Below are 14471 nucleotides of genomic sequence, written 5' to 3' on the forward strand. Positions count from 1 at the left end.
CCGGCCCTCGCCGTACTCTCTAGGCCGTGAGCGAGCATCAGCCGGAGCCGATCCGGGCCGTCGAGCACGAGCTGACCGCGCTGCTGCGCCGGGGGCGCGCGGTCTCCTGGGAGATCGCCCGGGAGGTGCACCCGACCCTCGAACCGAACACATACGGTCTGCTGCTCTGGTTGCGGCGCAGCGGGTCGATCCGGCTGACCGAGCTGGCGGCGCGGCTCGGCGTGGGCAAGGGGACGCTCAGCCGGCAGATCAACGGGTTGGAGGCGCTCGGCCTGGTACGCCGGGAGCCCGACCCGAGTGACCGGCGGGCGGCGCAGATCAGCCTCACCGAGGAGGGTCAGCATCGGTTCGACGTGGCCCGGTCCGCCCGGTTGGGCGAATTCCTGCGCACGCTCGACGACTGGCCGGCCCGGGACGTGGAGGAGTTCGCCCGACTCCTCGGCCGGTTCAACGATTCCTGGAGATGACCCCGCGAGGTGGGGAATGTGGCCATCGCCCGTCAGGTTGTTGCTTGAGGCAATCAATACGTACGGGCTGGAGGCACCACACGATGAGCCAGGCGACAGCGTCCCGAGCGCCAGCCGTCGACATGACCCACCGGCAGATCCTGGAGGCCCTCTCCGGCCTGCTGCTCGGCATGTTCGTCGCGATCCTCTCCTCCACGGTCGTCTCGAACGCGCTGCCGCGGATCATCACCGAGCTGCACGGCGGCCAGTCCGCGTACACCTGGGTGGTCACCTCGGCGCTGCTCGCGACCACCGCGACCACCCCGATTTGGGGCAAACTAGCTGATTTGACCAGCAAGAAGACACTGGTCCAGCTCGCCCTGGGGATCTACGTTCTGGGCTCGGTGCTGGCCGGCCTGGCCCAGGGCACCGGCGAGCTGATCGCGTGCCGGGTGCTCCAGGGCGTCGGTGCCGGCGGTCTCACCGCCCTGGCCCAGGTGATCATGGCCACGATGATCGCGCCGCGCGAGCGGGGTCGCTACAGCGGCTACCTCGGCGCCGTGATGGCCGTCGGCACGATCGGCGGACCGCTGATCGGCGGCGTGATCGTAGACACCTCCTGGCTCGGCTGGCGCTGGTGCTTCTACGTCGGCGTGCCGTTCGCCATCGCCGCGCTGGTCGTCCTCCAGAAGACCCTGCACCTGCCGGTGGTCAAGCGCCGGGCGCAGATCGACTGGTGGGGCGCCACCCTGATCACGGCGGCGGTCTCGGTGCTGCTGATCTGGGTCTCCCTCGCCGGTGACCAGTTCGGCTGGGCGTCCTGGCAGACCGTCGCCATGGTCCTCGGCGCCCTGCTCCTCGGCGCGCTCGCCGTCCGGGTGGAGACCCGGGCCGCCGAGCCGATGATCCCGCCGCGGCTGTTCCGCAACCGCACGATCACCCTCGCCGTCGTCGCCAGCGTCGCGGTGGGCGTGGGCCTGTTCGGCGCGTCGATCTTCCTGGGCCAGTACTTCCAGATCAGCCGGGGTGAGTCGCCGACGATGGCCGGCCTGATGACCCTGCCGATGATCCTCGGCCTGCTGGTCGCCTCGACCGTGGGCGGGCGGATCATCACCAGGACCGGCCGTTGGAAGCGGTTCCTGGTGGCCGGCTCGGCGCTGCTCACCGTCGGCTTCGCGCTGATGGGCACGCTCCGCGCGGACACCAGCTACACCCTGCTCAGCGGCTACATGCTGCTGATCGGCGTCGGCCTGGGCCTGACCATGCAGAACCTCGTCCTCGCCGTGCAGAACACCGTCGGCCCGCACGAGCTCGGCGCGGCCAGTTCGGTGGTGGCGTTCTTCCGCAGCCTGGGCGGCGCGATCGGCGTCTCCGCCCTCGGCGCGGTCCTCGCCCACAAGGTCAAGGACTACACCGCCGACGGACTGGCCCAGCTCGGCGTCCCCGCGTCCCACTCCGGCAGCGGCGGCACCCTGCCCGACGTGCACACCCTGCCCGGCCCGCTGCGGACCGTGGTGGAGGCCGCGTACGGCCACGGCGCCGGTGACATCTTCCTGGCCGCCGCCCCGTTCGCGCTGATCGCGTTGATCGCGGTGCTCTTCATCCGGGAAGTGCCGCTGCGGCAGCACAACGCCGGCCCGGTTTCCGGCACGGGCGAGCGGGAATCGAATCCTGTGGTGAGCGTCGGTGCGACCCCCGCCGACGGGCAGAGGTGAGGTAGAGCCATGAGCGTGGGAGCACCGGACCGCGAGGAGTACGGCCCCCGGGTCAGCTCGCTGCCCTTCGAGCGCGGCACCGACGGCCCACGGGTGATCATGGTGGGCGTCGACGGCACACGGACCTCCGGGCGGGCCGGCTCCTACGCCGCCGGGCTGGCCCGCCGGCAGGGCGCCGCCCTGGTGGTGGTCTTCGTCAGCTCGGCGAGCGGCCTCACCTCGCTGGTGCCCGGGATGGACGCCGGCGCGGTCCAGCGCACCCACGACGAGCTGGCCGACGAGCTGCGCCGGGAGTGCCGGCGCGGGGCCGAGCAGTTGGGCATCCCGGTGACGCTGCTGTGCCGGCGCGGCGACGCGTTCACCGAGCTGTGCGGGGCGGCCGACGAGTTCCGGGCGGACATGGTGGTGGTGGGGGCGTCCGAGCAGGCCGGCCACCGCCTGGTCGGCTCGGTCGCCACCCGGCTGGTCCGCAAGGGGCACTGGCCCGTCGTCGTGGTGCCCTGAAATCCGCTCGCGACTGTCGTACCCGGGCCGCAGGATGACCCGATGACGACATGGACAGCACCGAAGATCGACCGCAGCCACGAGCCCCTGGTCGCCGATGAGCGCACCATGCTGGACGGCTGGCTCGACTACCACCGCGACACCCTGCTGCACAAGTGCGCCGGCCTGACCGCCGAGCAGCTGCGCACGGCGAGCGTCGAGCCGTCCGGCCTGAGCCTGCTCGGGTTGGTCCTGCACATGACGGACGTCGAACGTTCCTGGTTCCGCCAGCGCGCCGCCCGCCAGGACCTGCCCGACCTCTTCGACTACGACAATGACAACGACGCCGACTTCCATGCGGCGGCCGACGCCGACGCCGAGGCCGCCTTCGCCACCTTCCGAGCCGAGGTCGAAGCGGCACGGGCGGCGGTCGAGGGGCGGTCCCTGGACGAAACGTTCGAGCTGACCCGCAGCGACGGGACCCGCACCTTCAGCCTGCGCTGGGTGTACGTGCACATGATCGAGGAGTACGCCCGGCACAACGGCCACGCCGACCTGATCCGGGAACGCATCGACGGCGTCACCGGCGAGTGAGCGCCCCTCAGTAGTCCAGGGCCGCGCGCAGGTAGCGCAGGTCGGCGTGGCCGCCCCAGCGGTGCGCCGACAGCCCGGCGGACCGGGCGCCCCGTACCGCCCAGTCCTCGTCGTCGACGAAGAGCACCCGGGCGGGTGGGGTGGCCAGCGCCTGGCAGGCGGCCTGGAAGTACTCCGGTGCCGGCTTGTGCACCCCTAGCGTGGACGAGTTGACCACCACGTCGAACTCGCCGACCAGGCCGAGCGCCGTGAGGTCGGCGTCGAGCAGGTCGGTGGCGTTGGTGCCCAGGCCGACGGGGATGCCGGCGGCGCGTACCTCCCGGACGAAGTCGAGCACCTCGGTGTCCACCTCGCCCCGGTAGCGCTGCCACTGCTCGACGGCCGCGCGGGCCCGCTCCGGGCCACCGGCCGGGCCTTCCAGCGCGTCGGCCACGCTGCTCACCCAGTCGGCGTGGCTGACCTGACCGGTGAGCACCGGCTGGAGCCGCCCCCACTGCATGGCGATCTCGGTGAGCACCCCCTCGGAGAGGCCGTACTCACGCTCGACGTCGGCGGCCACCGCCGGGTCCCACCGGCGCAGTACGCCGTCGAAGTCCAGCAGGAGCGCCTTCGCGCGTTCCCGAGCCACTACCCGTTCTCCTCGCCGCGGCCGGGCCGCTGGTCGTCCTCGTCGGCCCGGTTGAGCCGTTGACTGATCACCTGGGTGACCCCGCTGCGCATGGTCACCCCGTAGAGGGCGTCGGCGATCTCCATCGTCCGCTTCTGGTGCGTGATGACGATCAGCTGACTCTTCTCCCGCAACTGTGCCAGCAGGGTGATGAGCCGGCCCAGGTTCACGTCGTCCAGGGCCGCCTCCACCTCGTCCATGATGTAGAACGGGCTGGGCCGGGCGCGGAAGATCGCCACCAGCATGGCCACGGCGGTCAGCGACCGCTCGCCGCCGGAGAGCAGCGACAGTCGCTTGATCTTCTTGCCCGGGGGGCGGGCCTCCACCTCGACGCCGGTGGTGAGCAGGTCCTCGGGGTCGGTGAGGATGAGCCGGCCCTCACCGCCGGGGAAGAGCACCGTGAACACCTGCTGGAACTCGCGCGCGGTGTCCTCGAAGGCGCTGGCGAAGACCTCCAGGATCCGCTCGTCCACGTCCTTGACGACGGTGAGCAGGTCCCGACGGGTGGCCTTGAGGTCCTCCAACTGCTCGGAAAGGAACTTGAACCGCTCCTCCAGCGCCGCGAACTCCTCCAGCGCGAGCGGGTTGACCTTGCCGAGCAGCGCGAGTTCGCGTTCCGCCTTGGCGGCCCGCTTCTCCTGCACCGGCCGCTCGTAGCGGACCGGCTCGGGCACCGGCAGCCCGTCGCGTTCGGCGGCGGCGACGTCGACCTGGGTCGGCGGGACGAGCTGGGTCGGGCCGTACTCCGCGACGAGCGTCTCCACGTCCAGCCCGAAGTCCTCGGCGGCCTTCGCCTCCAACTGCTCGATACGCAGCCGCTGTTCCGCGCGGGCCACCTCGTCCCGGTGCACCTGGCTGGTCAGCCGTTCCAGCTCGGCGCCGAGCCGCTTGGCTGCTCCGCGTACCTCCTGAAGCTCCGCCTCGCGGGCGGCCCGTTCGCGCGCCACGGCGTCGCGGTGCTGCTCGGCCGTCGCGATCGACGTGGTGAGCCGGGTGAGTGCCGCGCGGGCCCCGCCCGCGACGGCCCGGGCGATGCCCGCGCCCCGGGCGCGTGCGGCCCGCCGGGCGGCGGCGCGCTCCCGGGCGGCCCGCTCCGCGGTGGCCTGCCGGGCGAGGGAGTCGGCCCGGCCGGCGATCGAGGAGACCCGCTCCTCGGCGGTACGCACCGCGAGCCGGACCTCCATCTCGTTCTGTCGGGCCTGCGGCACCATGGCGGTGAGCTGGTCCCGCTCCTCGGTGGAGGGCTCGGCGTCGACCGGGGTCTCCTCGGCCAGCCGCAGCCGCTCCTCCAGCTCGTCGAGCGTGGCGAGGTCCCGTTGCCGGGCGGCCTCGGCACGGGCCCGGGACTCGCCGAGCCGGTCGGTCTCCGCCTTGGCGGAACGGGCGGCCGCGCCCAGCTCGGCGAGCCGGCGGGCGGCGGCGTTGCGGTGGCTCTCCGCCTCGCGCTTCTCGGCGGCGGCGTGCTGCACGGCCTCCTTCGCGGCGGTCACCTCGGCGCGTGCCTCGACGAGCTGGTCACGCAGCTCCGCGCCGGTCCGCTCGGCGGTGAGCCGGTTGGTGCGGGCCTCCTCGACGGCCGCCTGCACCTCGATGTAGCTGGGGGCCTTGGCCGACCCGCCGGCCGCCGCGTACGCCCCCACCACGTCGCCGTCCGGGGTGACGGCCCGCAGCTCGGGGTTGCCGGCGACCAGCTCGGCCGCCGCGGCGAGATCGTCGACGAGCGCCACGTCACGCAGCGCCCGGTGCACGGCGGGGCGCAGCTCCGGGCCGCACTCCACCAGGTCGGGGGCCCAGCGGGCGCCGTCCGGCAGCTTCGGACGCAGCGCGTCGGCCGATCCGGTCATGCCCGGCCCGGCGGGGCTGCCGACCAGCAGACCGGCCCGACCGGCGTCGGAGATCTTCAGCAGCCGCATCGCCTCGACGGCCTCGTCCACCCCGCTGACGGCGACCGCGTCGGCGAGACCGCCGAGCGCGGCGGCCAGCGCGGCCTCGTGGCCGGGCGCGACGGTGAGCAGCCCGGCGAGGCTGCCGAGCAGGCCGGGGACGTCTCCGGCGCGGGCGAGCAGCGCACCGGCACCGTCCTTGCGCCGCAGCCCCAGCGCCAGGGCCTCCTCGCGGGCCTTCCAGGTGGCGGCGTCCTTCTCCGCGGCCCGCTCGGCGTCGGCAAGCGCCCGGACGGCCGCCTGCGCCCGCTCCTGCACGGCGAGCGCGTCGGCGTGCCGGGCGTCCAGGTCGGCGTTGTCCCGGTCCGCCTCGGTGGACTGGGCGGCGACCGCGTCGAGGTCGGCCTGCGCCTGCTCGGCGCGACCCAGCGCGTCGGCGTGCGCGACGGCGAGGCGTTCGATCTCCTCACCGGCGCTGGTGGTCCGGGCACGGGCCGAGTTGACCTGACCGGTGAGGCGGGCCAGGCCCTCGCGCCGGTCGGCGATGGCCTTGGCGGCGGCGACCAGCTCGCGTTCGGCGCCGGCGAGCTGGCGTTCCAGCTCCTGCCGGTGCTCGACCGCCTCGGCCAGCCGGATCTGGTCATCGGTGAGCGCCGCGCGCAGCTCCTCCTCCTGCTCGCGGACGCGCTCGGCCTCGGCCTCCAACTGGTCGGGGTCACGGCCGGGCCGCTCGTCGTCGCCGCTGGCGCTGAGGTGTCGCAGCCGTTCCGTGGCGAGCTGTTCGATCGAGCGGAAGCGCTCCTGCAAGGCGGAGAGCTTGTACCAGGTGTCCTGCGCGGCGGCGAGCAGCGGCGCGTCCTCGGCGAGGGCGGCCTCCAACTCGCCGAGCCGGCCCTGCACCTCGGCGTGCTCCCCCTCGATCTGCTCGCGCCGCTCCCGCAGCGCGGTCTCGTCGGCGATCTCCCGGTCGAGGGTGGTGCGCAGGGTGGCCAGGTCGTCGGCGAGCAGGCGCAGCCGGGCGTCGCGCAGGTTGGCCTGGATGGCGGCCGCCCGGCGGGCCACCTCGGCCTGCCGGCCCAGCGGCTTGAGCTGGCGACGCAACTCGGCGGTGAGGTCGGTGAGCCGGTTCAGGTTGGTCTGCATCGCGTCGAGCTTGCGCAGCGCCTTTTCCTTGCGCTTGCGGTGCTTGAGGACGCCGGCCGCCTCCTCGATGAACGAGCGGCGGTCCTCCGGCTTGGCGTGCAGCATGCCGTCCAGGCGGCCCTGCCCGACGATGATGTGCATCTCCCGGCCGATGCCGGAGTCGGAGAGCAGCTCCTGGATGTCGAGCAGTCGGCAGGAGTTGCCGTTGATCTCGTACTCGCTCTCGCCGGAGCGGAACATCCGGCGGGTGATGGAGACCTCGGTGTACTCGATCGGCAGCGCACCGTCGGTGTTGTCGATGGTGAGGGTGACCTCGGCGCGGCCCAGCGGCGCGCGGCCGGCGGTGCCGGCGAAGATGACGTCCTCCATCTTGCCGCCACGCAGCGCCTTGGCGCCCTGTTCGCCGAGTACCCAGGCGATGGCGTCGACGACGTTCGACTTGCCGGAGCCGTTCGGGCCCACCACACAGGTGATCCCCGGCTCCAGCTTCAACGTCGTGGCGGAGGCGAAGGACTTGAAGCCCTTCACCGTCAGGCTCTTGAGATACACCTTCTCGATCCTCGTCCGGTGGCCGCCGTACCGTCGCCGGCTGCGGGCACCTGGGTGAACCCGCAGACTAACCCGGTGACGGCACCCGCCCGGCACGCGACCCGCCCCGGGCCGACCGCCGGCCCGCGCTCGCGGTCACGCGGGAGCGGCCCCGCTCTCGGCGCGGCGGCGAAGAAAAGACAAAAACCGCTCACGATCGGAACGCGCTTGCGGACGTTCTGTCGAAACTGCGGGAGCGCTTGTCGCGAGGCCAGCTACAAGATCATAAATAGTCGGCCGCGAAAGGGGCCGGACAGCGTTGCGCGCCGGCACAGGGGTGTCGGCGCGCATTTTTGCGGTGGTGCTGCGATTCAGTTTTCCGACCCCGAAGATCAGGTCAGCGCCGGCTCGGCGAGACGGAGCAGGTCGTCCGCTTCCGCCGCAGCCGCCGCGAGCCGATCATTGTCGGCGCGCAGACGCGTGATCTCGAACTCCAGTGCCTGAACCCTGGCACGCAGTCGGGTGACCTCGTCGAGCAGACGCCGGTCGGGCGCTGCACCTACGTGGCCGTAGAGGGCCTTCGCCATGCTGACTCCTTGATATGCGCTGCCGGAAAGGCCGGCCAAGCGCGCGCCCATTAAGTACGCGGCTGTCATTCCAGTTGTATCTGGGCATGACCGGGCGCGACTGGCGACACCTATATATTGAGCCGCAAACCCCTCCTTCGTCAAGTTCTCGCAGGCCGTAGATCATCTCCACGTCGACCTGTCCACTTGTCGGGGGGCTGCCGCAAGGCACGGACACGCTCTGTCCGGACCCCTTTACTGTACGCCCGTATTCCCGGAAGTCACCGCCTTGGTGTCGGACTTCCTCTTAACTCTTCCTTAGCCACGTTGCCGCAGGTCGCGGGCGAGTCGTAGCGTCACCCGGGCCAACAACCGACCCCGTGGAGGCAGAGGCGTGTACGGCTGGACCGACCCGATGGACCCGAACGGCGCCGACCGGCGCGCCGAGCGGCCGACCGACGAGCCGGACTGGCTGAGAGACCGCCCGGAGCCCCGCTCGGCGTACCTGTTCGGCGACGACCCCGATCAGCCCGGCGACGAGTGGCACGCCGCGGAGCCCACCGCCCGGTGGCGGCCCGCGCCCGCCGAGGCGTCGACCACCGGCCGGCCGAGCCAGGAGTGGGGCGACGAACCGACCGGCAACATCCGGCCCACCGAGGTCGTAGACGGGTGGCACGCCGGGAGCGACGCGTACGCCGCCGGAGGCGGGAACACCGAGGCCATCGACGCCGGGCGGACCGGCACCGGGCGGCACCGCTCGCCCCGGAACTGGCGTCGCCCGCTCATGATCGGCGGAGCGGCCGCGGCGGCCACCCTCGTGGTGAGCGTCGGCGTCGGCGCGCTCGCGATGCCCGGCGGCAACGGCCCGGCCGACGAGCCGACCGCCGTCGACGACACGGTCGCCGCCGCACCCGCGGTCCCCACCGACCAGGAGACCGCCGACACCCTGGTCGCTCCCTCCCCGACCAGCTCGCCCAGCCCGGCCCGGCCGAGCCCGTCGCCGAGCAAGGTTGTCAGGCCCACTCCGGCCGCGTCGCGGACCACCGCCACGTCCCGGCGCAGCGTCAATCGCAGCACCGCGCCGACCACCACCGGCGGCAGCGTCAGCGACCAGGCCCGCCAGGTGGTGGATCTGGTCAACGCCGAGCGGGCCAAGGCCGGCTGCAAGGCGCTGACCATCGACGACAAGCTGATGACGGCCGCCCAGCGGCACAGCCAGGACCAGGCCGACCACAGCAAGATGTCGCACACCGGCAGCGACGGCAGCGACACGGGCGTACGGCTGGACCGCGTCGGCTACGCGTGGCGCACCTACGGCGAGAACGTGGCGTGGAACCAGAAGACGCCGACCGCCGTGATGGACGCCTGGATGAACAGCTCCGGGCACCGCGCCAACATCCTGAACTGCGCGTTCACCGAGATCGGGGTCGGCATCGCCAGCAGCAACGGGCCGTACTGGACACAGGTCTTCGCGGCGCCGCGCTGACCGCGCGTCGTCCGCGCCCCCGCGCTCGTTGACCCGGGTGGGTACGCCGGGGTGAACGGCGGCGTGCCGGTGGGGGCGGCGACCGGCCGCCCGGGACCCGGGAGCTGCCGATGCGGATCCGGCCGCGGCGACGTCACGCCGCACGCGCGCTGCGCCGGATCGTGTCGGCCGGCGTCGCGCTCGTCCTGGTGGTGCCGGCGTACGGCTGCCGGCGCGAGCTGACCCCGCCCGGCGCGCCCACCCCGTGGCCGGCCGCCGAGTCCCGCCGCTGGCAGTGGCAGTGGCAACTCGACGGCCGGCTCGACGAGACAGTGGAGGCGGACGTCTTCCTGCTCGACCCGGTGGCGACCACGGCGGCGCAGACGGCCGAGCTGCGCGCCCGGGATCGACGGTTGATCTGTCAGGTGGCGGTCGGCTCGGTGCGCTCGACCGACCCGGACGCCAGCCGCCTGCCCGCCGTCGTGCTCGGCGCCCCCGGTCACCAGCCCGGCAGCCGGTGGCTGGACGTACGGGCCTGGGACGCGCTGGAGCCGGTGCTGGCCGACCGGTTCCGGCTGTGCCGGGGCAAGGGCTTCGGCGCGGTGGCGCTGGCCGACGCCGACGGGTACACGCACCGCACCGGTTTTCCGCTGGGCTTCGACGACCAACTGCTGTTCAACCGTCGGCTGGCACACCTGGCCCGCTCGCTGGACCTCTCCCCCGGGCTGGTCAACGACGTGCCGCAGCTCGCCGCCCTGGCACCGGACTTCGACTTCGTGGTCAACGAGGAGTGCGTCCGGCTGGGCCAGTGCGCCAAGCTGCTGCCGTTCGCGGACGCCGGCAAACCGGTCTTCCACGTCGAGTACGTGGGCACGACCGACGAGTTCTGCGTCACCACGGTCGGCTACGGCTTCGCGTCGATCCGCAAGGAACGGGAGTTGGACGCCTGGCGGGAGCCCTGCCCGCTGCCGTGACCGGCCGGTGCCCCCGTCCACGCGTGTGGACGGGGGCACCGGGGGAACATTGTTCAGCTGGTGCTGGCGGGGTCGCGCTCGGCCGGGGTGCGCGGAGACGGCACCTCGGCCTGCTCCGCGCTGAGCGGGGTGGCCAGGTTCTCCAGCGACTGGCCCTCAGCCCGCACGCCGAGCGCCATCTCCACCAGCCCACCGATGATCATCACGGTGGCGCCGATCACGAAGGCCAGCACGGTGTCGCCGACCTCGCCGGTGCCGACCAGCTTCGAGAAGAGCAGCGGACCGGTGATGCCACCGGCGGCGGTGCCGATCGCGTAGAAGAACGCGATGGCCATGGCGCGGGTCTCCATCGGGAAGATCTCGCTCACCGTCAGGTATGCGGCGCTCGCGCCCGCCGAGGCGAAGAAGAGCACGATCCACCAGCAGGCCGTCATCGTCGTGGCGCTGAGCGAGCCGTTGTGGAACAACCACGCGGTGCCCAGCAGCAGCAGACCGGAGAGCACGTACGTGCCGGCGATCATCGGCACCCGCCCGACCGTGTCGAAGAGCCGACCCAGCAGCAGCGGCCCGGCCAGGTTGCCCACCGCGATCACCGCGAAGTAGTAGCCGCTGTTGCCCGGCTGCACGTCGAAGAAGGTCTCCAGGATCTGGGCGAACCCGAACGTGATCGCGTTGTAGAGGAACGCCTGACCGATGAAGAGCGAGAAGCCCAGGATGGCGCGCTTCGGGTAGCGGGCGAAGAGGGTCTTCGCGATGGCCAGGAAGTTGGTGCTGCGACGCTGCCGGATGGTGATGTGCTCGTCGACCTCGGTGAGCTCCCGACCGGTCTCCCGGCGTACCTCCGCCTCGACGGAGTCGACCAACTCGTTCGCCTCGTCCGCCCGGCCGTGGATGAACAGCCAGCGTGGACTCTCCGGTACGTGCCGGCGGACCAGCAGGATCACCACGCCCAGGACCGCGCCCAGACCGAAGGCCACCCGCCAGCCCAGGTTGGTCGGCAGGCCGTTGAGCAGCGGCACCGTCAGCAACGCGCCCATCGCGGCGCCCAACCAGAAGGTGCCGTTGATGATGATGTCGATCCGGCCGCGGTGCCGGGCCGGGATCAGCTCGTCGATCGCCGAGTTGATCGCCGCGTACTCGCCGCCGATGCCCATGCCGGTCAGGAACCGGAACAGGAAGAACCACCAGGTGTCGAAGGAGAGCGCGGTCAGCGCGGTGGCGACCAGGTACAGGCCCAGGGTCAGCAGGAACAGCTTCTTGCGCCCGAACCGGTCGGTGAGCCAGCCGAAGAAGAGCGCGCCGGTGCACGCGCCGGCCACGTAGAGCGCGGCCGCCAGCCCGGTGACCTGGCTCTGGGTGATGTCCAGACCGCTGCCGGGCTCGGCCAGCTTGCCGGACAGGTTGCCGACGATGGTCACCTCGAGGCCGTCGAGGATCCACACCGTGCCCAGGCCGATGACGATCATCCAGTGCCAGCGGGACCACGGGAGGCGGTCGAGCCGGGCTGGGACGTTGGTGCGTACGGTGGCGGTCTGCACGTCGGTCATGGCGTACTCCGGCGTGGTTCGGAATGCCCCGGCGCGTCGGCCCGCGAGAGGGCAGCCGGGGTGCGCTGTTCGTCCATGCCGGCCCAGATGCCCCGCCCCCCGCTCGGCTAATCCTCGCGTCCACCCGCACCGGGACGGCCCGTGCCGGGCCGCGAGTCGCGGCCCGGCACGGGAGACGGTCGACTGCTCAGGACACGGGCACCAACTCCGGAGCGGGCGTCGGCGGATCGGTGGGCGCGGGCGCCGGGCGGCGGCGCAGGAACCGCGGCGCCCACCAGTTCGCGTCACCGAGCATGGTCATCAGGGCCGGCAGCACCACGCCCCGGATGATCGTGGCGTCCAGCAGGATCGCCGCCGCCAGACCGATGCCGAGCTGCTTCATGTCGATCGTGCTCAGCGTGGCGAAGATCGAGAACACCCCGACCATCACGATCGCCGCGCTGGTCACGACCCCGGCCGACGAGGTGATGCCGTACGACACGGCGTCGCGGTTGGACATGCCGGCCCGGACCCCCTCACGGATCCGGCTCACCACGAACACGTGGTAGTCCATCGAGAGGCCGAAGAGCACCACGAACAGGAACAGCGGCAGCCAGGAGACGATCGCACCCATCGACGTGAAGCCGAGCAGCCCTTCGGCCCAGTCGCCCTGGAAGACCAGCACCAGCAGCCCGTACGCGGCACCGGCCGAGAGCAGGTTCAGCACGATCGAGCTGGCCGCCACCACCACCGAGCGGAAGGTGAACGTCATGACGAGGAACGTGAGCACCAGCACGAAGCCCATCACCAGCGGCAACTTGTCGCGGACGTGCGCCGCGTAGTCCTCGCTGTCGGCCACGCTCCCGCCCACCGCGTACTCGATGCCGGGGATCCCCCGCAGCTCGGCCGGGACCAGGTCGGTGCGCAGCTTCTCCAGCGACTCCACCGACCGGCCGTCGCGGCTGGCGTACGGGGTGGCGACGTCCAGCACCGACACCCGCCGGTCGGCCGACACCTTGATCTTCGGGCCGTCCGCCTCGGTGGGGGCGAACAGCGGATCGGCCGAGGCGCGGGCGGCCAGGTCGGTGAGGGCCGCGCCGACCCGGTCGGCCTGGTCGGCAGGCGCCCGGACGGCCACCACGTGGTTGGTGCCGGTGCTCGGGAAAGCGGCCGTCAGCCGGTCGTACGCCTGCATGGCCGGTGTGGTGCGCGGCAGGTCCTCCATGCCGGGGAACTTCAGCTTCATGCCGAGCGCCGGCGCGGCCAACGCGAGCAGCAGGCCGACCGAGATGACAAGCGTCGCCACCGGCGCCCGCAGCGCGGGACGCAGCACCGCCGGCCAGAGCCGGGGCGTACGCGCCTCGCCGTGCCGTCCCGTGCGCGGCGCGGTGAGGCGCCACAGCAGCGGCACCCGGGGACGGTCGACCCAGCGGCCCAGCCGGGCCAGCAGGGCGGGCAGCACGGTCAGCGAACCGGTCACCGCGACGGCGACCACCAGGATCGAGCCCACGGCCAGGGACGAGAAGACGACGTCACCGGCGAGGAACAGCCCGGCCATCGCGATGATCACCGCGACCCCGGAGACCACCACCGCATGCCCGGAGGTCTCCGCGGCGATCTCCACCGCGTCCAGGCCGGAGCGGCCCTTGGCGCGTTCCTCCCGTTCCCGCCGGATGTAGAACAGCGAGTAGTCGACCCCCACCGCCATGCCGATCAGCAGGATCACCGGCGAGGTGGTGTCGGTGGCCGGCACCAGGTGCGAGGCGAGCGTGGACAGACCCATCGCCGCGGCGACAGAGGAAAGCGCCAGCAGCACCGGCACGCTGGCCGCGATCAACGCGCCGAACGCGATGATCAGGATGGCCAGGGTCACCGGCAGGCTCAGCAACTCGGCCCGCTCGAAGTCCTTGCCGAGGGTGTCGTCGAGCGCCTGACCGATCGACGGTCCGCCGACCTGCTCGACGCGTACCTGGGGGTGCGCGCTCTGCACCCCGGCGGTGGCGTCGCGCAACGGCTGCACCCGGTCGGACGCCGTCTCCGGGTCACCGGACATCGTGATCGGCAGCAGCAGCGCCGACCCGTCCCGCGCGGTGACCGGCGGGCCGATCTCGGCGACCCCGGTGACCGAGCGCAGCCGGGCGGCGGCGTCGTCGGCGGCCGCCTTCGCCGCGGCCGGGTCGAGGACGCCACCCCGGGAGGTGATGAGAACGTTCTCCACGGCCGGATCGTCGAAATCCCCGCCGTCGACGATGAGGCCCGCCCGTCCGGCCTCGCCGATCGCCTGGTCGCCGCTGGTGGCCTCGTTGAGGCCGGCGGCGTTTCCCCCCACGAAACACACCGCCACGAACACGACCCACAACGCGATCGCCCGCCACGGATGCTCGGCGCTCCACCGCGCCATCCGCACCGTCACCGGTCTGCCGCCCATCAGCGTCCCCCCTGTCACGTCGAACCCCTGTCGACCGTGCTGACGTTAGGGAC

Annotated in this window: 11 protein-coding genes; 6 read left to right on the forward strand and 5 right to left on the reverse strand. The window is 72.4% G+C overall.

Annotated elements, in window-relative coordinates:
• Positions 1–26: 26 nt before the first annotated feature.
• From AC3EN4_RS03220 to AC3EN4_RS03235, 4 genes are all read left to right on the forward strand, one after another.
• The gene (locus tag AC3EN4_RS03220) at positions 27–467 is read left to right on the forward strand and encodes a MarR family winged helix-turn-helix transcriptional regulator (protein ID WP_435204439.1); all 441 of its coding nucleotides are present in this window, start codon (positions 27–29) and stop codon (positions 465–467) included.
• Positions 468–550: 83 nt separating this feature from the next.
• The gene (locus tag AC3EN4_RS03225) at positions 551–2161 is read left to right on the forward strand and encodes an MDR family MFS transporter (protein ID WP_435204440.1); all 1611 of its coding nucleotides are present in this window, start codon (positions 551–553) and stop codon (positions 2159–2161) included.
• Between the two features lie 9 nt (positions 2162–2170).
• Positions 2171–2665: a universal stress protein gene (locus AC3EN4_RS03230; protein WP_422738759.1), complete on the forward strand. Its 495-nt coding sequence runs from the start codon at positions 2171–2173 to the stop codon at positions 2663–2665.
• A gap of 42 nt (positions 2666–2707) precedes the next feature.
• Positions 2708–3238, forward strand: a complete 531-nt coding sequence (locus AC3EN4_RS03235; protein WP_435204441.1) for a DinB family protein — start codon at positions 2708–2710, stop codon at positions 3236–3238.
• A 7-nt stretch (positions 3239–3245) separates the two neighbouring features.
• On the opposite strand, the gene AC3EN4_RS03240 is transcribed toward AC3EN4_RS03235, so the two are convergent.
• From AC3EN4_RS03240 to AC3EN4_RS03250, 3 genes are all read right to left on the reverse strand, one after another.
• Complete coding sequence (locus AC3EN4_RS03240; protein ID WP_435204442.1) at positions 3246–3866, reverse strand: HAD family hydrolase; 621 nt, start codon at positions 3864–3866, stop codon at positions 3246–3248.
• Entirely contained in the window at positions 3866–7480 is a 3615-nt protein-coding gene (smc, locus tag AC3EN4_RS03245; RefSeq protein WP_435204443.1) for a chromosome segregation protein SMC, read from the reverse strand. Before smc ends, AC3EN4_RS03240 begins: the two co-directional genes overlap by 1 nt.
• A 371-nt stretch (positions 7481–7851) precedes the next feature.
• Positions 7852–8046 (reverse strand): hypothetical protein, encoded by a 195-nt coding sequence (locus AC3EN4_RS03250; RefSeq protein ID WP_007456482.1) that lies wholly within the window; start codon positions 8044–8046, stop codon positions 7852–7854.
• A 373-nt stretch (positions 8047–8419) separates the two neighbouring features.
• On the opposite strand from AC3EN4_RS03250, the gene AC3EN4_RS03255 reads away from it, so the two are divergent.
• Both AC3EN4_RS03255 and AC3EN4_RS03260 read left to right on the forward strand, forming a co-directional pair.
• Positions 8420–9511, forward strand: coding sequence for a CAP domain-containing protein (locus AC3EN4_RS03255; RefSeq protein ID WP_435204444.1), 1092 nt, complete (start codon positions 8420–8422; stop codon positions 9509–9511).
• 110 nt (positions 9512–9621) lie between these two features.
• Complete coding sequence (locus tag AC3EN4_RS03260) at positions 9622–10464, forward strand: endo alpha-1,4 polygalactosaminidase (RefSeq protein ID WP_435204445.1); 843 nt, start codon at positions 9622–9624, stop codon at positions 10462–10464.
• Positions 10465–10517: 53 nt separating this feature from the next.
• Here the strand turns inward: AC3EN4_RS03260 and AC3EN4_RS03265 are convergent, their stop codons facing one another.
• Together AC3EN4_RS03265 and AC3EN4_RS03270 are read right to left on the reverse strand one after the other, a co-directional pair.
• Positions 10518–12011, reverse strand: a complete 1494-nt coding sequence (locus AC3EN4_RS03265) for an MFS transporter (protein ID WP_435204446.1) — start codon at positions 12009–12011, stop codon at positions 10518–10520.
• 187 nt (positions 12012–12198) lie between these two features.
• Positions 12199–14418, reverse strand: coding sequence for an MMPL family transporter (locus AC3EN4_RS03270; protein ID WP_435204447.1), 2220 nt, complete (start codon positions 14416–14418; stop codon positions 12199–12201).
• Positions 14419–14471 lie beyond the last annotated feature (53 nt).

This window comes from Micromonospora sp. bgisy143 (assembly GCF_057708145.1).

Coding starts and splice junctions, on each gene's coding strand:
- AC3EN4_RS03225 (WP_435204440.1), top strand. CDS start 551: ATGAGCCAGGCGACAGCGTCCCGAGCGCCAGCCGTCGACATGACCCAC.
- AC3EN4_RS03230 (WP_422738759.1), top strand. CDS start 2,171: ATGAGCGTGGGAGCACCGGACCGCGAGGAGTACGGCCCCCGGGTCAGC.
- AC3EN4_RS03235 (WP_435204441.1), top strand. CDS start 2,708: ATGACGACATGGACAGCACCGAAGATCGACCGCAGCCACGAGCCCCTG.
- AC3EN4_RS03250 (WP_007456482.1), bottom strand. CDS start 8,046: ATGGCGAAGGCCCTCTACGGCCACGTAGGTGCAGCGCCCGACCGGCGT.
- AC3EN4_RS03260 (WP_435204445.1), top strand. CDS start 9,622: ATGCGGATCCGGCCGCGGCGACGTCACGCCGCACGCGCGCTGCGCCGG.
- AC3EN4_RS03265 (WP_435204446.1), bottom strand. CDS start 12,011: ATGACCGACGTGCAGACCGCCACCGTACGCACCAACGTCCCAGCCCGG.
- AC3EN4_RS03270 (WP_435204447.1), bottom strand. CDS start 14,418: ATGGGCGGCAGACCGGTGACGGTGCGGATGGCGCGGTGGAGCGCCGAG.